The organism is Burkholderia sp. Cy-637, assembly GCF_011753175.1.
GTDB classification, from domain to species: domain Bacteria; phylum Pseudomonadota; class Gammaproteobacteria; order Burkholderiales; family Burkholderiaceae; genus Burkholderia; species Burkholderia gladioli.
Map to the genome: position 1 here is coordinate 1 of NZ_VWWC01000004.1, position 21146 is coordinate 21146.

At 68.4% G+C, this 21146-nt stretch carries 20 protein-coding genes and 1 pseudogene; 12 read left to right on the forward strand and 9 right to left on the reverse strand.

The genetic code is table 11. The annotated features are described in order from the left end of the window. Window positions 1-435: 435 nt before the first annotated feature. The gene (locus F3J10_RS02125) at window positions 436-573 is read right to left on the reverse strand and encodes a hypothetical protein (RefSeq protein ID WP_013691309.1); all 138 of its coding nucleotides are present in this window, start codon (window positions 571-573) and stop codon (window positions 436-438) included. Window positions 574-1305: 732 nt separating this feature from the next. On the opposite strand from F3J10_RS02125, the gene F3J10_RS02130 reads away from it, so the two are divergent. Continuing rightward, window positions 1306-2568: an MFS transporter gene (locus F3J10_RS02130; protein ID WP_025099962.1), complete on the forward strand. Its 1263-nt coding sequence runs from the start codon at window positions 1306-1308 to the stop codon at window positions 2566-2568. 129 nt (window positions 2569-2697) lie between these two features. Here the strand turns inward: F3J10_RS02130 and F3J10_RS02135 are convergent, their stop codons facing one another. Continuing rightward, complete coding sequence (locus tag F3J10_RS02135) at window positions 2698-3417, reverse strand: YceH family protein (RefSeq protein WP_025099963.1); 720 nt, start codon at window positions 3415-3417, stop codon at window positions 2698-2700. A 95-nt stretch (window positions 3418-3512) separates the two neighbouring features. Continuing rightward, the gene (locus F3J10_RS02140; protein ID WP_025099964.1) at window positions 3513-4421 is read right to left on the reverse strand and encodes a LysR family transcriptional regulator; all 909 of its coding nucleotides are present in this window, start codon (window positions 4419-4421) and stop codon (window positions 3513-3515) included. Window positions 4422-4564: 143 nt separating this feature from the next. Between F3J10_RS02140 and F3J10_RS02145 the strand changes: the two genes are divergently transcribed. The 4 genes from F3J10_RS02145 to F3J10_RS02160 all read left to right on the forward strand — a co-directional run bounded on the left by F3J10_RS02145 (window position 4565) and on the right by F3J10_RS02160 (window position 9691). Further along, window positions 4565-5437 carry an NAD(P)-dependent oxidoreductase gene (locus F3J10_RS02145; RefSeq protein ID WP_036040212.1) on the forward strand — a complete coding sequence of 291 codons (873 nt, stop codon included), beginning with the start codon at window positions 4565-4567 and terminating at the stop codon, window positions 5435-5437. Window positions 5438-5506: 69 nt separating this feature from the next. Next, window positions 5507-7024, forward strand: a complete 1518-nt coding sequence (locus F3J10_RS02150) for an aldehyde dehydrogenase family protein (protein WP_167240821.1) — start codon at window positions 5507-5509, stop codon at window positions 7022-7024. Window positions 7025-7071: 47 nt separating this feature from the next. Beyond that, the gene (locus tag F3J10_RS02155; protein ID WP_167240823.1) at window positions 7072-8406 is read left to right on the forward strand and encodes a DUF3100 domain-containing protein; all 1335 of its coding nucleotides are present in this window, start codon (window positions 7072-7074) and stop codon (window positions 8404-8406) included. 94 nt (window positions 8407-8500) lie between these two features. Next, window positions 8501-9691, forward strand: a complete 1191-nt coding sequence (locus F3J10_RS02160; RefSeq protein WP_036055457.1) for a M20 aminoacylase family protein — start codon at window positions 8501-8503, stop codon at window positions 9689-9691. An 88-nt stretch (window positions 9692-9779) separates the two neighbouring features. Here F3J10_RS02160 and F3J10_RS02165 read toward each other — a convergent pair whose 3' ends face one another. After that, window positions 9780-10400 (reverse strand): hypothetical protein, encoded by a 621-nt coding sequence (locus tag F3J10_RS02165; protein WP_240155325.1) that lies wholly within the window; start codon window positions 10398-10400, stop codon window positions 9780-9782. Window positions 10401-10852: 452 nt separating this feature from the next. On the opposite strand from F3J10_RS02165, the gene F3J10_RS02170 reads away from it, so the two are divergent. The 5 genes from F3J10_RS02170 (at window position 10853) to argE (ending at window position 15040) form a co-directional block, all read left to right on the forward strand. After that, window positions 10853-12193, forward strand: a complete 1341-nt coding sequence (locus F3J10_RS02170) for an NAD(P)/FAD-dependent oxidoreductase (RefSeq protein WP_167240825.1) — start codon at window positions 10853-10855, stop codon at window positions 12191-12193. After that, on the forward strand, window positions 12193-12627 hold the full coding sequence (locus F3J10_RS02175) for a RidA family protein (RefSeq protein WP_025099971.1): 435 nt from the start codon (window positions 12193-12195) through the stop codon (window positions 12625-12627). The genes F3J10_RS02170 and F3J10_RS02175 overlap by 1 nt, the downstream gene beginning before the upstream one ends. Before the next feature lie 88 nt (window positions 12628-12715). Further along, a complete protein-coding gene (locus F3J10_RS02180; RefSeq protein WP_167240827.1) occupies window positions 12716-13153 on the forward strand; it encodes a RidA family protein in 438 nt (145 codons plus the stop codon). A gap of 20 nt (window positions 13154-13173) precedes the next feature. Continuing rightward, window positions 13174-13851 (forward strand): DUF1028 domain-containing protein, encoded by a 678-nt coding sequence (locus tag F3J10_RS02185; RefSeq protein ID WP_013691297.1) that lies wholly within the window; start codon window positions 13174-13176, stop codon window positions 13849-13851. Further along, window positions 13844-15040 carry an acetylornithine deacetylase gene (gene argE / locus F3J10_RS02190; RefSeq protein WP_230678028.1) on the forward strand — a complete coding sequence of 399 codons (1197 nt, stop codon included), beginning with the start codon at window positions 13844-13846 and terminating at the stop codon, window positions 15038-15040. Before F3J10_RS02185 ends, argE begins: the two co-directional genes overlap by 8 nt. A gap of 32 nt (window positions 15041-15072) precedes the next feature. Here the strand turns inward: argE and F3J10_RS02195 are convergent. From F3J10_RS02195 to F3J10_RS02215, 5 genes and pseudogenes are all read right to left on the reverse strand, one after another. Next, a pseudogene (locus tag F3J10_RS02195) lies at window positions 15073-15210 on the reverse strand (nucleotidyl transferase AbiEii/AbiGii toxin family protein); the annotation flags it as partial. 33 nt (window positions 15211-15243) lie between these two features. Beyond that, complete coding sequence (locus tag F3J10_RS02200; protein WP_167240829.1) at window positions 15244-15987, reverse strand: type IV toxin-antitoxin system AbiEi family antitoxin domain-containing protein; 744 nt, start codon at window positions 15985-15987, stop codon at window positions 15244-15246. A gap of 89 nt (window positions 15988-16076) precedes the next feature. Then, window positions 16077-17000, reverse strand: coding sequence for a LysR family transcriptional regulator (locus tag F3J10_RS02205; RefSeq protein ID WP_167240831.1), 924 nt, complete (start codon window positions 16998-17000; stop codon window positions 16077-16079). 140 nt (window positions 17001-17140) lie between these two features. Further along, the gene (locus F3J10_RS02210; protein WP_167240833.1) at window positions 17141-17704 is read right to left on the reverse strand and encodes a lipocalin family protein; all 564 of its coding nucleotides are present in this window, start codon (window positions 17702-17704) and stop codon (window positions 17141-17143) included. A 52-nt stretch (window positions 17705-17756) separates the two neighbouring features. Then, window positions 17757-19286, reverse strand: coding sequence for a helix-turn-helix transcriptional regulator (locus F3J10_RS02215; protein ID WP_167240835.1), 1530 nt, complete (start codon window positions 19284-19286; stop codon window positions 17757-17759). Window positions 19287-19750: 464 nt separating this feature from the next. On the opposite strand from F3J10_RS02215, the gene F3J10_RS02220 reads away from it, so the two are divergent. Both F3J10_RS02220 and F3J10_RS02225 read left to right on the forward strand, forming a co-directional pair. Further along, window positions 19751-19999: a CsbD family protein gene (locus F3J10_RS02220; protein WP_025099978.1), complete on the forward strand. Its 249-nt coding sequence runs from the start codon at window positions 19751-19753 to the stop codon at window positions 19997-19999. 141 nt (window positions 20000-20140) lie between these two features. Beyond that, complete coding sequence (locus F3J10_RS02225) at window positions 20141-21133, forward strand: YrzE family protein (protein WP_167240837.1); 993 nt, start codon at window positions 20141-20143, stop codon at window positions 21131-21133. The last annotated feature ends 13 nt before the right edge of the window (window positions 21134-21146 follow it).

Below are 21146 nucleotides of genomic sequence, written 5' to 3' on the forward strand. Positions count from 1 at the left end.
TTCGGCGGCCGAGGCGGCCGACGTGTGGGCGGCGCCCGCGAGCGCGAGCGTCAGGGCGGTCGCGTGCAGCGGCCGGCGCGCCGCCATGCGGCGCCGGGATGGTCTGTTGGTTGGCATCGGGTCGAAATCGCGGTGGGTCGGTCGGCATGGTGCGATCGCACGCATGACCGGATGCGGATAGTAACGGTAATGAGAATGGTTATCAATCTCGAAATAATGACGGTCGGCGTGCGCGCGACTGCAACGGAATCGGGGGAAGCGAGTGCGCGGGCCCGTGCGACAAGGCTGGGCGGCGGCCGCGAGGAGATTGGGGACGGCGGGGGGAAAAGCGTGGGTGGGGAGGTTCGTGGCGCCCGACAGGGGTTCGGGTGCCGCTCCAGCCTGGTGCCGGCGCGCCCGCCCTGGGGGCGGGGCGCGCCGGCGCCGCCGGGCCGGTCAGGCGAAGATCGCCCGGATGCGCTGGAAGCAGCGCACCAGCAGCGGCTTGCGGTCGTCGAGGTCGAGCATCGCTTCGTAATGCGTGCGCGATTCGTCGACGTGCGGGAGTTGCGACAGCAGAAGGCCGAAATTCATGATGAGGCTCCGTGCGGCGGACGCTCGGTCTCGCCGCTTCAGCGGGCGCGGGCCTCTGCCGCCTGATGGCAATCCCGGGGATGCCGGGTCAGACGGCCGGATGCTCGCCGCGCCCAGTTGGGTAAAGGGTCTTGCGGCATAAGGGGCAACTGGGGCAACTGTCGCTGTTCATGGCGGGCTCCTGGTCGGTTGGCCATCGCGGCGGGCGGCGCCGGCGCCGGCCCGGGAAAGGGCGCGCGCGGGCACGGGCCGCCGGACGGCGGGACCGGATCGCGTACGCAAGGAGGGCGTGGCGCGTTCCGGCGCTTCAGCGATGCACGAGGAGGGGACTGCGGATACTGCCGCGCGCACCGTTTGCCTGGTCGGCGAACGGCAGCGTGAGACGGGGCTGGCGTCGGTCGATCAGGCGGAAATGTCGTGGGAAGGTCGACAACTGCTGGCGTCCAAGACGTCGGCTCCGAAAGTGAGGATTCGCGATTCTAGAGAGCCCGGCGAAGCCGCGTCAAGCCCGGCCGGCCGGGCTTCCTGTGGATTTTTGTGCAGGGCATGCTGGCGAGGTTCGCCGACGGCGCGGGCGGCGCGCCGTGGAGCCGCCCGCGCCGACGCGGTATGCTTCGGGCCGCCGCCGGAAGCACCCGGCCGTCGGCGGGTTTTTGCCGCCCTGAGCATTTGCCCTGCATCGGCCTTTCATCGGGCCCGTTTTGCCGCGACTCCCACCTTCGCCTGACCGAGATGCCACCGAATTCCTCACCTGCCGCCCCCGGCGCCGTCGCCTCCACCGCCTCGCCGGAGCCCGTCTCGCGCTATGCCTGGAAGGCGCTCGCCGGCTCGGCGATCGGCTACGCGATGGACGGCTTCGACCTGCTGATCCTCGGCTTCATGCTGCCGGCGATCTCGGCCGCGCTGAAGCTCGACGCCGGCCAAGCCGGCGCGCTGGTGACCTGGACCCTGGTGGGCGCGGTGGCGGGCGGCCTGATCTTCGGCGCGCTGGCCGACCGTCATGGCCGCGTGCGCGTGCTGACCTGGACCATTGCCCTGTTCGCGGTGTTCACCGGCCTGTGCGCGCTGGCCCAGGGTTTCGCCGACCTGCTGGTCTATCGCACCATCGCCGGCGTCGGGCTGGGCGGCGAATTCGGCATCGGCATGGCGCTGGCCGCCGAGGCCTGGCCGGCCGCCAAGCGGGCGCGCGTATCGTCCTATGTCGCCCTGGGCTGGCAATGCGGGGTGCTGCTGGCCGCGCTGCTCACGCCCACCCTGCTGCAATGGATCGGCTGGCGCGGCATGTTCGCGGTCGGCATGCTGCCGGCGCTGGTGGCCTGGCAGTTGCGCAATCGCCTGCACGAGCCCGAGCCCTTCGTGCGCACGCGGCAGCCGGGGCGGGCGCCGGGCTTCGGCGCGCGTTTGCGCATGCTGTTCGCCGATGCGCGCACGGCACGCACCAGCCTCGGCATCGTGATCCTCTGCGCGGTGCAGAACTTCGGCTACTACGGGATCATGATCTGGCTGCCGACCTTCCTGTCGAAGCGGCTGGGGTTCTCGCTGACGAAGTCGGGCATGTGGACCGCGGTGACGGTGCTCGGCATGATGGCGGGCGTCTGGGCCTTCGGGCAACTGGCCGACCGCATCGGCCGCAAGCCGACCTTCCTGCTCTACCAGGCGGGCGCGGTGGTGATGGTCTGCGTCTATGCGCGGCTGAGCGACCCGGCCGTGATGCTATGGGCCGGCGCGCTGATGGGGATGTTCGTGAACGGCATGGTGGGCGGCTACGGCACGCTGATGTCGGAAGCCTATCCGACCGCCGCGCGCGCCACCGCGCAGAACGTGCTGTGGAACCTGGGCCGCGCGATCGGCGGCTTCGGGCCGCTGGCGGTGGGCGCGCTGGCGGCGCGCTATTCGTTCACGGTGGCGATCGCGGCGCTGGCCGCGCTCTATGTGCTCGATATCGTCGCCACGCTGGTGCTGATTCCGGAGCTGAAGGGGCGGGCGCTCGACTGAGTCGCGCGTCCGTCGTTCGGCGCTGGTGCTTCAGGCATCCAGCGCTTCAGGCATTCGCCGGCTCAAGCATCCGGCGCTTCGGGCGGCCAGCACCTCAGGCGTCGAGCACCTCAAGCGCTAATCGCCCCCTCAGGCATCCGCCTCGGGTGAGCCGGCGTCGATGCCGAGTTCGCCCGCCATCCGCTCGACCAGCGCGCGCAGCCGCGCGACTTCCTCGGCGAGCCGATCGTGATCCTCGCGCAGGGCCTCGAACTCGGCCGTCGACAACCCCTCCACGGCGCCGCCCTCGCTGCCCGCGCGCGGCGCGGCATACGCGCCGACGTCCACTTCCCCGCAAAGCAGGTGCATCCAGCGGCTTTCGCGCGCGCCGGGCGCGCGCGGCAGCTTGACGACCAGCGGCGTGGCGCGCTCGGCGAGTTCCTCCAGGAAACCCTCCACCGACGACACGTCGGCGAAGCCGTGCAGGCGCGCCGAATTCAGGCGCAGCTCGGCCGGCGTCTGCGGGCCGCGCAGCAGCAGCACGGTCAGCAGCGCGACGGCCTGGCTCGGGATGCCGAGCACGCGGTTCAGGTTGTGCTCGAAGCGCGGCACGCGGCTGCTGCTGCCCTCGAACACCAGGCTGACCAGCTTCAGCTCCTCGATCGCGCTGAGCACCTCGGCCTCGCTCGCGTTCATCACGGGCGCGCGCGCGGTCTTCTGGTTGCAGCCGGCCGTCAGCGCGTTCAGCGAGAGCGGGTAGGTATCGGGCACGGTGTGCTGCTTCTCGATCAGCACGCCGACGATGCGGGCTTCGAGGGCGGTGAGCGCACGCAGGGCGCGCGGGGCGGGAGTGTCGTTGGGCGTGTTCATCGTGCGGGAGGGATGGAATCGGAGGAAGGCGGATGAAAGCGTTGCCGCGATGATATACGCTTGCGGGCGTTCCGCTAAGCCCGACGCGCCGGCGCCTAGCGGAACGCCCGCATCTGCCCCGTCATCATCTGCAGCATCTTGTTGGCGGCCACCGAGAGCTTGCGACCCACGCGCGTGACCATGTGCGCCTCGGCGTTCTCGAGGATCGGATGCGCGATCTCGATCGCGAACAGCTCCCTGGCCTGCAGCTCGGCGGCCACCGCGAAGGCCGGCATCACCGAGATGCCGAGCCCCGACTTCACGAACTCCTTGAGGATCGCGAAGGAGTTGGTGGTGACGATCGGCCCGAGCCGCACGCGCTCGGCATATTCCACGGCCTCCATCATCTGCCGCGTGCCGTAGGACGGGTGGGTGGCCGCCAGCGGGTAGGTGGCGAGCTGCTGCACCGTCAGCACCTTGTGGCCGCGGCGCGGGAAATCCGGGCCGACGATCGCCATCATCGGCTGCCGCTTGGAGGCGCGCGACACCAGCTTGGGCTCGGTGGGCGGGTTGTAGACCAGGCCGATCTCGCCCTCGTCGTTCGAGATCTTGCGGATCACGTCGTTGGTGCTGCCCACGTCGAGGTTGACGCGGATCCCCGGGAACTGCCGGCAGAACTGCTGCATCGGCCCGGCCAGCAGGTCCGAGACGAAACCCTCGCCGAGCACCAGGCTGACCTGGCCGGTCTTGAGCCCGCGCAGCTCCTGCAGGCGCGAGATCAGGTCGTCGCGGTGCGCGAGCTGCTCGCGGAAATACTCGATCACGCAGCGGCCCGCCTCGGTGGGCGTCACGCCGCGCGCGTGGCGCTCCACCAGGGTGGCGTCGAGCTCCTTCTCCAGCAGCCCGATCTGGCGGCTCACGGCCGAGGGCGCCACGTCGAGCCAGTCGGCCGCGGCGCGGATCGTGCCGCAGCGCACCGCCTCGTAGAAATAGATGATCCGGCTGTCGGTGAGGGTATCGCTCATGATTCGAGTGTTCTAAAAAAGAGAACAATATCAATATTGGCGTTGATTGATTATACGGATCGCCGGACCGAACATCGTGGCCATGCAAGGCGGGCGCAAGCTGGCGCGCCGCCCTCGAACCAACAGTTATCGGGAGTCGTCGGATGAAAACGGTGGGCGTGATCGGTCTGGGCAACATGGGGCGCGGCATGGCCGGCTCGCTGCGGCGCGGCGACTACACGGTGCTCGGCTACGACGCGGCGCCCGGCGTGGCGCTCGCGCTGGCGGGGCAGGAGGTGTTGTCGGCGCGCGATTCGGTGGCCGAGATCGCGCGCGACGCCGACGTGCTGCTGCTCTCGCTGCCGACCTCGGCGGTGGTCGAGGCGGTGGTGCTGGGCGCGGGCGGCGTGCTCGAAAACGCCAAACCGGGCACCATCGTGATCGACACCACCACGGCGGACCCCGACAGCACGCGGCGCGTGGCGGCGGCCCTGGCCGAGCGCGGCATCGGCCTGGTCGACGGCCCGGTGAGCGGCGGCCCCAAGGGCGCGGCCACCGCCACCATGACCATGGTGCTGGGCGGCTCGGCCGCCGATATCGAGGCGGTCGAGCCGATCCTCGCGGTGATCAGCGCCAAGCGCGTGCACGTGGGCCCGGTGGGCGCCGGCCATGTCACCAAGCTGCTCAACAACCTGCTGACCGGCGTGCACCTGCTGGCTGCCAGCGAGGCGGTGCGCACCGCGCGCGCGGCCGGCGTCGATCCGGAGAAGCTGGTCGAGGCGCTCAACGGCGGCTCGGGCCGCAACAGCGCCACGCTGACCAACTACCCCACCTGGATCTTCAACGGCAAGTTCGACTCCGGCTTCACCATGAAGCTGATGCGCAAGGACGTGCGGCTCGCGCTGGGCCTGCTCGACCAGTTCGACAGCGTCGCGCCGGTGGCGCGCGAGGCGGCGCGCCTGTGGGCCGCCAGCGAGGAATACGTCGCGGACGGCGAGGACTTCAACCGCATCGTCGACTTCCTCGATCCGGCCTGAGGCCGGGCGGCCCGCGCCGCGATCGAGCCCGACGCCCGACATTCGACGATCCAGATACGGAACCCAGACATGACCCAGCACGCAGACCAGTTGCTCGCCGCCTTCGCGCATTTCTTCCCCGGCGCCGCCACCATCGGCTCGTATATCGACGGCGAACTCGTCGCCGGCCAGGGCGAGCCGATCCAGCTTCACGACGCGGCCACGGGCCAGGCCACGCTCGCCTATCGCGACGCCGGCGCGGCCGTGATCGACCACGCCGCCGAGAGCGCGCGCCGCGCACAGCGCGAATGGTGGGCGCTCACGCATGCCGCGCGCGGCCGCGTGATGCAGGAGGTGGCGCGCGCGATCCGCGCCGAGGCCGAGGCGATCGCGCGGCTGGAGGCGCTCGGCTCGGGCAAGCCGATCCGCGACTGCCGGGGCGAAGTGGCCAAGGTCGCCGAGATGTTCGAGTACTACGCGGGCTGGACCGACAAGTTCTACGGCAGCGTGATCCCGGTGCCGAGCTCGCATCTCAACTACACGCGCCGCGAGCCGGCCGGCGTGGTGCTGCAGATCACGCCCTGGAACGCGCCAGTGTTTACCTGCGGCTGGCAGGTGGCGCCTGCGGTGGCGATGGGCAACGGCGTGCTGCTCAAGCCCTCGGAGCTGACGCCCTTCACCTCGCTGGCGGTGGCGATGCTCGGCGAGCGGGCCGGGCTGCCGCGCGGCCTGGTCAACGTGCTGGCCGGCTTCGGCCATACCGCCGGGCAGGCCGCGATCGCGCATCGCGTGGTGAGCAAGGTGGTGTTCGTCGGCTCGCCGGCCACCGGCGCGCGCATCGCCGAGGCCGCCGCGCGCCGCGTGCTGCCCTGCGTGCTGGAGCTGGGCGGCAAGTCGGCCAATATCGTGTTCGCCGATGCCGACCTCAAGCGCGCCGCGCTGACCGCCCAGGCGGCGATCTTCGCCGGCGCGGGCCAGAGCTGCGTGGCCGGCTCGCGCCTGCTGGTGCAGCGTGCCGTCTACGAGGAATTCGTCGCGATGGTCGCCGCCGGCGCGCGGAAGATCCGCGTCGGCGCGCCGCTCGACGATGCGACCGAGGTGGGCCCGATCAACAATCGCAAGCAATACGAGCACGTGATGACGATGATCGAGCGCGGCGTGGCGGCGGGCGCCACGCTCGCCGCCGGCTCGGCCGAGCGCGTCGAGCCGGGCCGCGGCGGCTACTTCGTGGCGCCCACCGTGCTGGCCGGCGTGTCGAACGCGATGGAGGTGGCGCGCACCGAGATCTTCGGGCCGGTGGTGGCCGCCATCCCGTTCGACACCGAGGAGGAGGCGATCGCGATCGCCAACGACACCGAGTTCGGCCTGGCCGGCGCGGCCTGGACCACCGACGTGGCGCGCGCGCATCGCGTGGCCGCGCAGGTGAACGCCGGCACCTTCTGGGTCAACGGCTACAAGACCATCAACGTGGCCTCGCCGTTCGGCGGCTACGGCATGAGCGGCTACGGGCGCTCGAGCGGGGTCGAGGCGCTGTACGAATACACGCAGACCAAGAGCGTCTGGGTCGAGACGGCCGAAGCGCCGCCGACCGCGTTCGGTTATCTGTAACACCGGCCCGCATCCGACGGCAGCCGGGCTTCAAGGGGAGACTCGTCATGGAACACGCACTGGGGATCGAGCGCCGCGAGCTGGGCGGCGCGGCCACCGCCAAGGTCCTGCTCTACGCGGCCGGCATCCTGCTGGTCGCCGAATGGATCGGCTCGTTTACGTTCAAGCTCGGACCGGGCAAGGTGGTGCTGCTGCCGATGATCTGGGCGCTGCTGCTCGGCGCCGCGGTGGGGCTGGCCAGCGCACGCTGGAACAGCAGCGCGCGCCTCAGCGTGCCCGACCAGTTTTTCGCCGCCGCGATCCTGCAGCCGGCGCTGCTGCTGTTCGTCTCCAAGCTGGGGCTGATGGTGGGCAGCGCGCTGCCCAAGCTGGCCTCGGCGGGCTGGGCGCTGGCCTTCCAGGAGTTCGGCCATTTCGTCGGCACCATCCTGCTCGGCCTGCCGCTCGCGCTGCTGCTCGGCATCAAGCGCGAGGCGATCGGCGCGACCTTCTCGGTGGGCCGCGAGCCGAGCCTGGCGATCATCGGCGAGAAGTACGGCATGGATTCGGCCGAGGGCCGCGGCGTGCTGGCCGAGTACCTGACCGGCACCGTGTTCGGCGCGGTGTTCATCGCCGTGTTCGCGGGCTTCGTGAGCAGCCTCGGCATCTTCGATCCACTCGCGCTGGCGATGGGCTCGGGCGTCGGCTCGGGCAGCATGATGGCGGCTGCCTCGGGCGCGATCGCCGCGCAGCAGGACCCGGAGACGGCGAAATCCGTGCTCGCCTTCGCCGCGGCCAGCAACCTGATCACCACCACCATCGGCACCTACTTCACGCTGTTCATCTCGCTGCCGCTGGCGGTCTGGGGCTATCGCGTGCTGGAGCCGCTGATCGGCCGCACCACCAAGGCCTCGGCGCAGCCCGAGGCGGCCAGCCCGTCGCTGGGCGAGGTGCGCACCGAGGCGCCCACGCTCGGCTACGGCGGCAAGCTGCTGGCCTGGATCGTGACGGCGGCGATGGCGCTGGTGTGCGACTGGATCGCCCATGGCACCACGCCGCTGGTGGGGCTGCCGGGGATCGCGATCATGGTGGTCGCGACGATCGTCGGCGATGCGCTGGCGCGCGTGACGGGGCGGCGGATTCCGGCGGTCTGCTGGGTGTCGGTGGTGGCGATGTTCCTGACCTCGCCGTGGAGCCCGTGGGCCTCGCAGATCGCCGCGCTCAGCTCGCACAACGATTTCCTCGGCGTGACCACGCCGATGCTGGTGTTCGCCGGGCTGTCGATCGCCAAGGACATCCCCGCCTTCCGCCGGCTCGGCTGGCGCATCGTGCTGGTGTCCTTCGTGGCGAACGCCGGCACCTTCATCGGCGCGACCCTGGTGGCGCAGCTGTTCCATATCTGATGTCTCGCGTCGCTGCGGCGGGCGGCACTGGCAGGGCCGGTGCCGCCGCTGCCGCTGCCGCGACGCGACGACCGACAAGAGTCTTCCTATCCGCATGAAACTGATCGATTCCATCGTCGCGCACGCCGACGAACTGACGGCGATACGCCGCGATATCCACGCCCATCCCGAGGTCGGCTACGACGTGTTCCGCACCGCGGCGCTCGTCGCCGAGCGGCTCGAGCAATGGGGTTATGCCGTCACGCGCGGCGTCGGCCGCACCGGCGTGGTCGGCACCCTGAAGCGCGGCGGCAGCGCGCGCGCGATCGGCCTGCGCGCCGACATGGACGCGCTGCCGGTGCAGGAGGCCAATACCTTCGCGCATCGTTCGACGGTGCCCGGCGCGATGCACGCCTGCGGCCACGACGGGCACACCGCCATGCTGCTGGGGGCCGCGCGCCATCTGGCGCGGCACGGCGAGTTCGACGGCACCGTGCAGCTGTTCTTCCAGCCGGCCGAGGAAGCGGGCGGCGGCGCGCGCGCGATGATCGAGGACGGGCTGTTCGAGCGTTTCCCGGTGGATGCCGTGTTCGGGCTGCACAACTGGCCCGGCATCGCGGCCGGCGATTTCGCGGTGCGCCCGGGGCCGCTGATGGCTTCCACCAGCCTGTTCCGGATCAACCTGCGCGGCGCCGGCTGCCACGCGGCCATGCCGCACCTGGGGCGCGATCCGGTGTTCGCGGCGGGGCAGGTGCTGAGCGCGCTGCAGGGGATCGTCACGCGCAACCGCAATCCGATCGACGGCGCGGTGCTGTCGGTCACGCAGGTGCATGCGGGCGAGGCGATGAACGTGGTGCCCACCGATGCCTGGCTGGGCGGCACGGTGCGCACCTTCTCCGAGGCCACGCTCGACCTGATCGAGACGCGCATGCGCGCGGTGGTGGCCGCGACCGCCGCAGCCTTCGATTGCGAGAGCGAGGTGGATTTCCAGCGCCAGTATCCGGCGACCGTGAACGACCCCGAGCAGACGGCGCTGGCGGTGGCGGTGATGCGCGAGCTGGTGGGGGAGGCGCATGTGAACGCAGCCGTCGATCCGACCATGGCGGCGGAGGACTTTTCGTTCATGCTGCGCGAGAAGCCGGGATGTTATGCCTTCCTCGGCAACGGCGTGGGCGATCATCGCGTGCATGGGCACGGCGGCGGGCCTTGCCTGCTGCATAACGCCAGTTACGACTTCAACGATGCCCTGCTGCCGGTGGGGGCGAGTTATTTCGTGCGGTTGGTGGAGCGGGTTTTGGGGCGGTAGGGGGCTGATTTTTTGAAGCGATCGTGGGGAGCGAGCGCCGCCTCGTTCGGGTGATGCCGAATGAGGCGGCGCGTTGTATGGCAGTCCTTCAGTCGCTCTCGCGATGGTAATACGGTTCGATACGAAAGCCTTCCGGCGGCTTGATGAAGAATGGGTAGAAGTTTCGTGCCAGATTCATGATGTCGGGCGGACCATGGAAAACCGCGATGTCCCAATACCTGTCGCCAAACACGATCCAGTTTCCGTGCAAGGGCATGACGACGTATTGACAAGAGTTGATTCCTATCGCGTCGGCCGGGCTGTCGCCGGGATCTTCCATCAATGCCGAAAAGTATTCATCGTCGGTGTGGTGCTTGTTATGAACGAATCCCGGATATTTCCCAAAGTGAAAATTAAAATAGCCGAACGGATCGGGTTTGAGAATGATCACAGCGAATTCGTCCGCGCCTTGGGCTGTTGTCAGAAGTCGGAGCAGATCGAAGAATTTCTGTGTTTGCAGGTTGCTAGGATCGAGATAAAGCAAGTCCTTGCCAGGTTTGCCGTGCAACGATGCGACTTCCAGAATGGCGCGTTGCCAGAATGATGTAAAGATTTCACGATCGTGAATGAGTTCGATGGCGGACATGATCAGTGGATTGAATAGAGGGTAAATGAAGCCTCCTGGGCCCTCGATGCACGTGTTTGCATAAGCCGCTGCCAGTTCACGCATTGGCGATCCCGATATGGCGTCGGAACGCGGATCACGTGTCCTGCGCACCCTGTTCGCTCGGAGGTCGAGGATGGGGCGCGGCAGGAGGCAAGCATCGCGGCTCGGACGACGCGTCCCGTCGACCCAGGCAGGGCATGGTCTTTTTTCATGCTTGTCCGCCGCTTCGGATGCGTATTGGTGGAGTGACTCGGGCATCCGCACAATGCGCCCCAGGGCGGCACTGCCGGTACCAGACAGGTCAGAAACCCCTCGCTTCGCGACCTTTTAACGCGCCTCTCCCAAGCCTGGCGGGCCTCGGCGCCCCACCAGCTTTTTCCTAGCCAGCGACCACAAAAAACATCATTTCGCTATTCGTTTTCTCTGAACAGAATTCGATTCATGCCTTTGCGCGCGCGGCCATGCCGTGGGCGACAACGAAACAACAGCCTGAACCGCTTTCAGAGGAACTCGAGATGACAGTCGGGAAAACAGTCGTAGACACGCTCGTGGTGGGCGCCGGGCAGGCCGGCGTCGCGATGAGCGAACATCTGGGCCGGCTCGGCGTGCCGCATCTGGTGCTCGAGCGCGACCGGATCGCCGAGCGCTGGCGCACCGGCCGCTGGGATTCGCTGGTGGCGAACGGTCCGGCCTGGCACGACCGCTTCCCCGGGCTCGAATTCGAGGAGCTCGATCCGGACGCGTTCGCGTCGAAGGACCGCGTGGCCGACTATTTCGAGGCCTATGCGAAGAAATTCCAGGCGCCGATCCGCACCGGCGTGGAGGTGACCAGGGTGGCGCGCAACGCGGGTCGCCCCGGCTTCACGGTCGAGACCAGCGACGGCACCATCGAGGCGAGCCGCGTGGTGGTGGCCACCGGCCCGTTCCAGATCCCGGTGATTCCGCCGATCGCGCCGCAAGCCAGCTCGCTCACGCAGATCCACTCGGCCGACTATCACAACCCGGCGCAACTGCCGGCGGGCGGCGTGCTGGTGGTGGGCGCCGGTTCCTCGGGCGTGCAGATCGCCGACGAACTGCAGCGCGCCGGCCGCGACGTCTACCTGTCGGTCGGCCCGCACGATCGTCCGCCGCGTGCCTATCGCAACCGCGACTTCTGCTGGTGGCTGGGCGTGCTCGGCAAGTGGGACGCCGAGGCGGCCGTGCCGGGCCGCGAGCACGTGACGATCGCCGTGAGCGGCGCGCGCGGCGGCCATACCGTCGATTTCCGCCGTCTCGCGCACCAGGGCGTGAACCTGGTCGGCCTGACGAAGTCCTTCGAGGGCAATGTCGTCACCTTCCAGGACGACCTGGTCGCCAACATCGCGCGCGGCGACGAGAACTACCTGTCGCTGCTCGACGAGGCCGATGCCTATATCGAGCGCAACGGCCTCGACCTGCCGGAAGAACTTCAGGCGCGAGCGATTCCCGCCGATCCCGCATGCCTGAGCGAGCCGCGCCTGGAACTCGATCTCGCCGCGGCCGGCGTCACCTCGATCATCTGGGCCACCGGCTACGCCACCGACTACCGCTGGCTGCAGGTCGACGCCTTCGACGCGAAGGGCAAGCCGCGCCACCAGCGCGGCGTGTCGGTCGAGCCGGGCATCTATTTCCTCGGCCTGCCGTGGCAGTCGCGCCGCGGCTCCAGCTTCATCTGGGGCGTCTGGCACGACGCGAAGCACGTCGCCGATCACATCGCGACGCAGCGCAAGTACCTCGACTACCGCGACAGCACGCAGCGCGAAGCCGCTGAACCGGCCGACGCGGCCGCCAGCCAGGCGCAAGCCCGGAACCAGACCAGCGAAATGGGAGTGAACTGATGCCGACGCATACCCGTATCCGGATGTTCAACACCAAGGACACCTATCCGAACCAGACGCTCGACAACGACCTGTGCCAGGCCGTGCGAGCCGGCAATACCGTCTACGTGCGCGGCCAGATCGGCACCGATTTCGACGGCAAGCTGGTGGGCCTGGGCGATCCGCAGGCGCAGGCCGAGCAGGCGATGAAGAACGTCAAGCAATTGCTGGAGGAAGCCGGCAGCGACCTCTCGCACATCGTCAAGACCACCACCTACCTGATCGATCCGCGCTATCGCGAGCCGGTCTACCAGGAAGTGGGCAAGTGGTTGAAGGGCGTGCATCCGATCTCGACGGGGCTGGTGGTGAGCGCTCTGGGCCAGCCGCAATGGCTGATGGAGATCGACGTGATCGCGGTGATCCCCGACAACTGGACGCCGCCCGCCGCGGCCTGAGCGCGAACGCTCAGCGCGGACCCTCAGTGCGGACCCATACGAAGCCGCCGCAACGCGGCTTCCCGAATCAAGATTTCGAGGTGCATCCATGAGCCAACCGACGCATACCCGTATCCGGATGTTCAATACCAAGGATACCTACCCGAACCAGACGCTCGACAACGACCTGTGCCAGGCCGTGCGGGCCGGCAATACCGTTTACGTGCGCGGCCAGGTCGGCACCGACTTCGACGGCAAGCTGGTGGGCCTGGGCGATCCGCAGGCGCAGGCCGAGCAGGCGATGAAGAACGTCAAGCAACTGCTGGAGGAAGCCGGCAGCGACCTCTCGCACATCGTCAAGACCACCACCTTCCTGATCGACCCGCGCTATCGCGAGCCGGTCTACCAGGAAGTGGGCAAGTGGTTGAAGGGCGTGTTCCCGATCTCGACGGGGCTGGTGGTGAGTGCCCTGGGCCAGCCGCAATGGCTGATGGAAATCGACGTGATCGCGGTGATCCCCGACAACTGGACGCCGCAACAGGCCTGAACCAGGCCAAGGAGCCGAACATGACTTTCTCGATCGTCGGACGATGTCAGGAAACCGGGCAGCTCGGCATCGCGATCAGCTCGTCGAGCATCGCGGTGGGCGCGCGTTGCCCCTGGGTGCGCGCGGGCGTGGGCGCGGTGGCCACGCAGAACGTCACGCTGCCGGCGCTGGGCCCGCAGATCCTCGACCTGCTCGAGGCCGGCCAGCTCGATCCCGCCGCCGCGCTCGATCGCGCGCTGTCGGCGAACGGCTGGAGCCAGTATCGCCAGGTGACGGTGATCGACGGCCAGGGCCGCACGGCGCTGTTCAGCGGCAAGGAATCGCTGGGCCTCTATCACGCCGTGGCGGGCGAGCAGTGCGTGGCCGCCGGCAACCTGCTCTCGCACCAGAAGGTGATCGAGGCGATGGTGCCGGCCTTCGAGGAGGCGCCCGGCACGCTCGCCGACCGGCTGCTGGCCGCCATGCAGGCCGCGATGGCCGCGGGCGGCGAGGCCGGCCCAGTGCATTCGGCGGCGCTCAAGGTGGTCGGCGACGTGGTCTGGCCGATCATCGACCTGCGCGTGGATTGGGCCGACCAAGACCCGATCGGCCAGCTCGCCGGCCTCTGGCAGGCCTACCAGCCGCAGATGGCCGACTACCTGACGCGCGCGATCAACCCGACCGCGGCGCCGAGCTATGGCGTGCCCGGCGATGAGTGAGATCGCCTCCATGCCCGCCGCGGCGGGCCGCCTCGGCAGCCGCGAGCTGCTCGGGAAGCTGATCGGCTTCGCCACTGTCAGCCGCGATTCGAACCTGGCGCTGATCGAGTTCATCCGCGACTACCTGACGAGTTTCGGCGTCGAGAGCGAGCTGTTCTACAACGACGAGCGCAGCAAGGCGAACCTGTTCGCCACCATCGGCCCGCGCGATCGCGGCGGCGTGGTGCTGTCGGGTCATACCGACGTGGTGCCGGTGGACGGCCAGGCCTGGAGCGTCGAGCCGTTCCGCATGAGCGAGCACGACGGCAAGCTGTATGGGCGCGGCACGGCCGACATGAAGGGCTTCCTCGCCTCGGTGCTGGCGGCCGTGCCTGCCTTCGTCGAGCGCGCGCACGAACTCTCGATGCCCGTGCATCTGGCCTTCTCGTACGACGAGGAGGTCGGTTGCCTCGGCGTTCGGCCTATGCTGGCCGAGCTCGAGCGGCGCGAGCCGCGCCCGCGCCTGTGCCTGATCGGCGAGCCGACCGAGCTGAAGCCGGTGCTGGGCCACAAGGGCAAGCTGGCGATGCGCTGCCACGTGAAGGGCGCCGCCTGCCATTCCGCCTATGCGCCGTATGGCGTCAACGCGATCGAATACGCGGCCCGGCTGATCGGCCAGCTCGGCGAGATCGGCCGTCGCCTGGCCGAGCCCGAGCATCACGACGCGCGTTTCGATCCGCCGTTCTCGACCGTGCAGACGGGCGTGATCAAGGGCGGCCGCGCGCTGAACATCGTGCCGGCCGAATGCGAGTTCGATTTCGAGGTGCGCGCGCTGCCCGACTACGACGCGCAGGAAGTGGCCGACGATCTGCGCGCCTATGCCGACGCCGAGCTGCTGCCGAGGATGCAGGCGGTGCAGCCCGATACGGATATCCGTTTCCAGCCGCTGAGCGCGTATCCGGGGCTGGCCACCTCGCCGGACAGCGAGGCCGCTCGACTGCTGGCGCTGCTGTCGGGCTCGACCGAGTTCGGCACGGTGGCGTTCGGCACCGAGGGCGGCCTGTTCGAGCGCGCCGGGATCCCGACCGTGGTTTGCGGCCCCGGCAGCATGGACCAGGGGCACAAGCCCGACGAGTTCGTCAGCCTCGAGCAGTTGCAGCGCTGCGACGCGATGCTGGCCCGTTTGGTCGAGCACCTGACGACGGCCTGAAACGACGAACGGCCCGCATGCGAATGCGGGCCGTCGACCGACAAGCGCGGCAGATCCTGCACGAACATGTTGATGGCGGTGCCGCCCTTCATTGCGAAGTGCGGCGTGTCGAATACATCCGGTGCGATTGCCAGCATCAGGCGCACCGTATCGAGATATCGATCGTCCATGACGGTCCCGGGCGAGGAGGGAGGAGATCGACATCATGGCCGCAGATTGAGCTTCGGAGCCCCCTTGCGACTACGTGTCCAACGACGGTTCGGCCCGAGGCGATCGACGTGTCGCTGAAGATCTTGTCCCCAGGCGTATCCGCCGGCTTCGCCGAGGTCCCGCACCAGTTTCACGACCTTGACTCGCATGCAGTGAGTCAGCAGCGTGTCCAGCACGGAGGGACGCAGATTGCGCAGCGACGACACGATGTCCATCGCTTCCTCCAGCGATTGCCCCTTGGATTTTTGTTTGCCGATATCGCTCGCCAGTTCGAGCAGGGCGAGTTCCGGCTCCGCGACGAGTATCGATGCGGGGCGATCAGGCAGTGCCGACAAGCCGAAATGTTCGGGTAGCGCCGTGTTGAACAGACTGGTGGTCTGCAGCGTGTATGGCATGTGGTCGCCAACCCAATCCGGCAACATGCAAGGACGCGGGGCCCACAATACGACGCGCTCGCGAAAGCCTACGTGATGGCGAACCCCCTGCCAGTCGAGTGCGGTCTTGCCGCCGACGTGCAGGCCGGGCACGCGACGGCTCAGATACACGAGGATGCCGTCGCGCGTGGGCGTGTCGCCAGCGAGTAGATAGGCGCCCTTGGCGAGGCGTTGCAACCAGCCGGCGCTGACCAGGTAGGTGGTCTGCTGAGCGGTCACGCCATGGTCACGCAGCAGTTGCGGATCGAGCGGTTGTCCGCGCGGTGCGCCCTGCATGACACGTTGAAGCGATCGGCTGGCCATGAGTCAAATCCGCATGATTTTTTCAAGGATACATCGAAAAATCGATAGTTAACGAGAATAAATCATGCAACGAAGCGCATCCCGCGCCCTCACCCCCGCTGCACCGAACTCAACTCCGTCAACCGCTCCCGGCAGAAATCCACGAACAACTGCGCCGGCTTGGTCAACTGCCCGCGCTTGAGCCGCGCGCTCACCAGCCCCGAGCGCGCCACCGGTTCGCTGATGTCGATCATCACCACCTTCTTGCCGTCGTAGGTGCATTCCGAATGCGGGCGCGTGACCAGCAGCGAGAAGCCGAAGCCCTGGCCGACCATGCCGCGCACCATCTCGATCGAGGGCGAGCCGAACACGATGTTGGGCGTGAGGCCGAGCGCATGGAACAGGCTCACGAAGTAGGTACGGCTCGGCTGCACATCGAGCAGGATCATCGGCTCGACGCTGAGGTCGCGCAGCGACACCTGCGACTGCCCGGCGAAGCGATGATTCTCGGGCAGCAGCACATAGGGCTTCTGCGCCGGCATCAGCGGTTCGGTCTCGATGGTGCCGTCGAGTTCGTGGTCGTAGAGGAAGGCGACATCGAAGGTGCCGGCGGTGAGCCCTTGCACCAGCTCCTGCTGCTCGCCGTCGCGGATCCGGATGTTGACGCCGGGGTACAGCTCGCGAAAGCCCGCGATCAGTTGCGGCAGGTACAGGGGCGCCACGGTCTCGAAGCAGCCGATGTCGATCTGCCCCGTCACCACGTCGTTGTCGGCCAGCGCGTTCTGCTCGAACTCGTGCGCCATGCGCAGCAGTTCCTGGGCCTTGCGATAGAAGCGCGTGCCGCTCGGCGTGAGCGACACGCCCTGCGCATGGTGGCGGATGAAGAGCTTCACGCCGAAGCTCTCCTCCAGGCCCTTGATCGCGTTCGAGATCGAAGGCTGGGCGATGAAGAGCTGGCGCGAGGCCTCGGCCACGCTGCCGGCCTCGACCGTCGTCACGAAATACTTCAGTTGTCTCAGTGTATAGAAGGCCACGGGTACCCCTGCTGCTGCGCCGATCCAGTCGGCACCTTACCGCATGATGGGTGCCCGCGTGCGGGCCGCCGGCCGATATTTATCCTATCCCGCGAGCATAATTTTTATTTCCTGCCGTCGCCGCCTGGGCTCTGGAGAAGTTACTGGGCGGTCGGCCGCAGCCGCGAGGTGTCGTAGCCCAGGGCGGCGGCGCGCTCGAACAGCATGCGCCGGAGCTGGGCCGAAGGACGCGCCTCGCGCGTCAGGATCCAGAGGAAGCGGCCCGAAGGTTCGCCGACGATCGACCAGGTGTAGTCGTCGGCGTGATCGAGCACCCAGTAGTTGCCGACGTAGAACGGTCCCCAGAACGACACTTTCAGCTTCGCGCCCCGGCTGTCGGGAACCCGCTTGGCACGGCCCAGCGATTCGCGCGCCGGCCCGTCGGGCGCGCCTTGCCGGCAGGCGTTGCGCACCTCGATCAGGCCGTCGGCCCGCAGCGAATAGTCGGCGGTGACGCCTTCGCAGCCGCGCTCGAAACGGTTCTCGTAGCGCGCCAGCTCGAACCAGCGCCCCAGGTAGCGCTCGAGTTCGACTTCCTTGGCCGGCTCGGGCACCTTCGCGTTGCCCTTGGGGCCGCCGGCGAGCGCGGCGCATCCGGCCAGCACGGCGACGGCCGCGATGAAAAGAGCCCAGCTTCCATAGCTACCGAGAATGCCAGCTTTCATGTGTGCTCCGGGTAAAGGGGAACGCGGAGGGAAGGCGCGAAGTGCGCCGCGCTCAGGCGCGCGGCTTCGCCTTCGATGCGCGCGCCGGCTCCGCCTCGCCATCCCCGAAGAACCCCCGCTCGCGCGCCCAGACGATCGCTTCCGTGCGGCTGTGCACGTCCAGCTTGCCGTAGATCGTCGCCACATGATTGCGCACGGTGTTGGGCGACAATTTCAGCTTGATCGCGATCTCCTTGTCCGCCAGGCCGCGGCACAGCAGGTCGAACACCTCGCGCTCGCGCCCCGTCAGGTCCGACAACTGGGCGCCGGCATCGGGCGAGTTGGTGCGGCGCACGTTGGCGAGCTTCTCGATCAGCATGCGGCTGAACCAGGACGCGTCCTGCATCGCCGTCTCGATGGCCAGCACCATTTCCGTCTCGCTGCGCTTGCGATCGCTGATGTCGAGCAGGGCGAACAGGATGCAGTCCTGATCGTGGATGCTGACCGAATCGGCGGAGATCAGGCAGTCGCGCACCTCGCCGTCGTGGCTGCGAATCTGGATGTCGACGTTCAGCAGCCGGCTGTCGCGCGTGAGCAGGGCGGCGGCATGTCCGAAGGCGTCCACGTCCACCCACAGGCCGATGCTCGAGACCGACTTGCCGCGGATCTCGTCGAGCGGATAACCGGTCAGCGCGATGAAGGCATCGTTCACGTCGAGCATCTCGAAGCGCTCGGCGGTGACGATCGCGGTGGCTACGGGCGCGACGCGGAACGCCTTGGCGAAGCGTTCCTCGCTCTGCCGCAAGGCGTGCTCGGCCTGCTTGCGCGGCTCGAGATCCATGAAGGTAAACAGCATGCAGGGCTCCTCGCCGATGTCGATCGGCTGCCCGGCCACCACCACCGCCTTGGTGCCGCCGCCCGGCAGCTTGAGCACGGCTTCCATCTGCGGGATGGTCGCGCCTTCGCCGAGGCGCTCGATCGCCAGCTCGCGGCGCTCGGCGTTCTCCAGCACGTCGACCTCGTAGACGGTGCGATCGAGCACGTCGTCGCGCTGGTAGCCCGTCATGTCGAGAAACCCCTGGTTCACCTTGACGTAGCGGATGTCGCTGAGCCGGCAGATCACGGCGGGCGCCGGATTCGCGTTGAAGGTCCGCTCGAAGCGCTGCTCCGCGCTGGCCAGCTCGGTGGCGTCGTGCAGCACCAGCGCGAGGCAATCGGGTTCGCCCGCCGAGTTGGTCAGCACCAGGCTGCGGATCCGGTGCACCCAGCTCTGTTCCTCGTCGTCGGCGCGGAACACTTCCACGGTCACGTCGCTGAATTCCTCGCCGGAGATCACGCGGTCCATCGGGTAATGGCCTTCCTGCACCGGATGATTGTTCCGGTAGCGCAGCCGGAAGCGCTCGCGGTATTCGGTGACGTTCGCGCCGAGTTCGTCGAGCGTATGCACCCCGTGCATCTCGAGCGCGGCGTCGTTGGCCCAGACGATGCGCTGGTCCGGCTCGACCAGGATCACGCCCTCGGTGAGCCCGGCGATGATCTGGTGCAACTGGCGCCGATCGGTATGCGATTTGAGCGCCTGTTCTTCGTTGACGGCTTCGTTCATGGTTGGTGTTCCGGATGACATGCCGGCTCGTTCCGGCGTGGCTCGGGCGGCTTGCCCGGGCGTTGGCGTGTCTGCGGAATCTTCGCCGGTGGGCTGGCGCGGTGCAAGGGACGGATGCACCGGGCGGGATAGTGCATCCATACCCCATCGAGCCTCCGCGACGACGGTTCATGGCCGCCGGGCCGGCCCGGAGCAAGGAAACGGGCCGGCTGGCCGATCCTCCCATCCCCTCGCGCGAGGCAGGCGACCTGGGCCAAACATACTAGTCCACCTGGTCAATTTCTACGGAGACGACCCAATCTGCGCCTCGCTACAGTTGCCGGCATCGGATTCGCGAGCCGGGCTCGATGCTTCCCGGCGTGACCGAGCGGGGCAGCCCGCCCCGGGCCCAGCGGCTTCGCAAGCCGCGCAGGGTATCCATGCTGACGACCGGCGGGTCGTCCGTCTTGACCAGGAGAGACACCATGTTCGAAAAAACCGAAGGCCGTGCCCAGAACCTCGCCGGCAAGGTCCAGGAAGCGGTCGGCGACGTGATCGGCGATCGCGGCACGCAATTCGAGGGCCGGGCGCGCCAGGTCGCGGGCCGGATGCAGGAGTCCTACGGCGGCGCGCTCGACCAGTTGCGCGACGTGACCGCCAGCCAGCCGCTCGCCGCGCTGGCGGCGGTGGCCGCCGTGAGCTTCGTGGTCGGCGCGCTCTGGTCCCGGCGCTGAGCCGCCGCGTTGCGGCCTCCGGATCGCCTCCGGTGGCCGCGCGACGGTCCGGGCCGGGCCGTCGTCGAAGTCCGTTGGCGTAGCTCCCGGCCACGATGCCGGGAAGGAACATCGATAACAAGCAAGGAACAAGGAACCGACATGAGCCGATATCTCTCGCCGGCCGACCCCGTGGTCGCCGTGCATCCGACGCGCATTTCCTGGGGCGCCGTGTTCGCCGGGGTGTTGCTGGCCTCGATGACCTATCTGATTCTGGGCATGCTGGGCACGGCGCTGGGCGCCGGCAGCTTCGACCCGCTCGGCCGGCGCGATCCGTTCGCCGGCTTCGGTACCGGCGCCGGCATCTGGCTGGGCCTGTCCACCCTGGTCTCGCTGGCCGTGGGCGCCTTCTTCGCCGGCCGCTCGGCGCCGCGGCGCGGCACCCTGCACGGCGTGCTGAGCGGATCGGTGTCGATCCTGGTCACGCTCTACCTGCTCGCCGGCCTGGCCGGCAGCGCGATCGGCGCGGCCTCGGGCATGGCGAAGGCGGGCCTGTCGCTGGCCGGGCAGGGCGTGGCGGCCGCCGCGCCGGGCTTGGCCTCGGGCGTGGCCGGTGCCTTGCACAAGGACGGCGATGCCTTCGATTTCTCGAACTGGCAAGGCCGCCTGGATACCCTGCTGCGCCAGACCGGCAAGCCGGAACTCGCCCCGTCCAAGCTGAAGCAAGGTGCCCGCGACGCGGTCAACGACGGCAAGGCGGCGGCCAGCGATGCCGCGGCCAATCCGCAGCAGGCTTCGGACGATCTGGGCGACTGGTTCGCCAGCCTCAGGCAGCGTGCCAATCCGGCCTTGAACGCCGCCGACAAGAGCGCGCTCGTCAACCTGATCATGGCGCGCACGGGGAAAAGCCGGGCCGAAGCCGAGCAGATCGCCGATAACTATGCGCAGGCCTACGACCAGGCGGTCGCGAAGTACCAGGCCTTGAAGCAGCAGGCCGAGCAGCGGGCGCGCGAGGCCGGCGAACTCGCGGCCAGGAAGCTCAGCCAGGCCGCCTGGGCCGCGGCGGCGCTGCTGTTGCTGGGCATGATCGTCTCGGGGCTGGCCGGTTTCGCCGGATGGCGCAGCAACCCGGATCGGGACGTGGCCCGCGTCTGAACCTGTCCCGCCC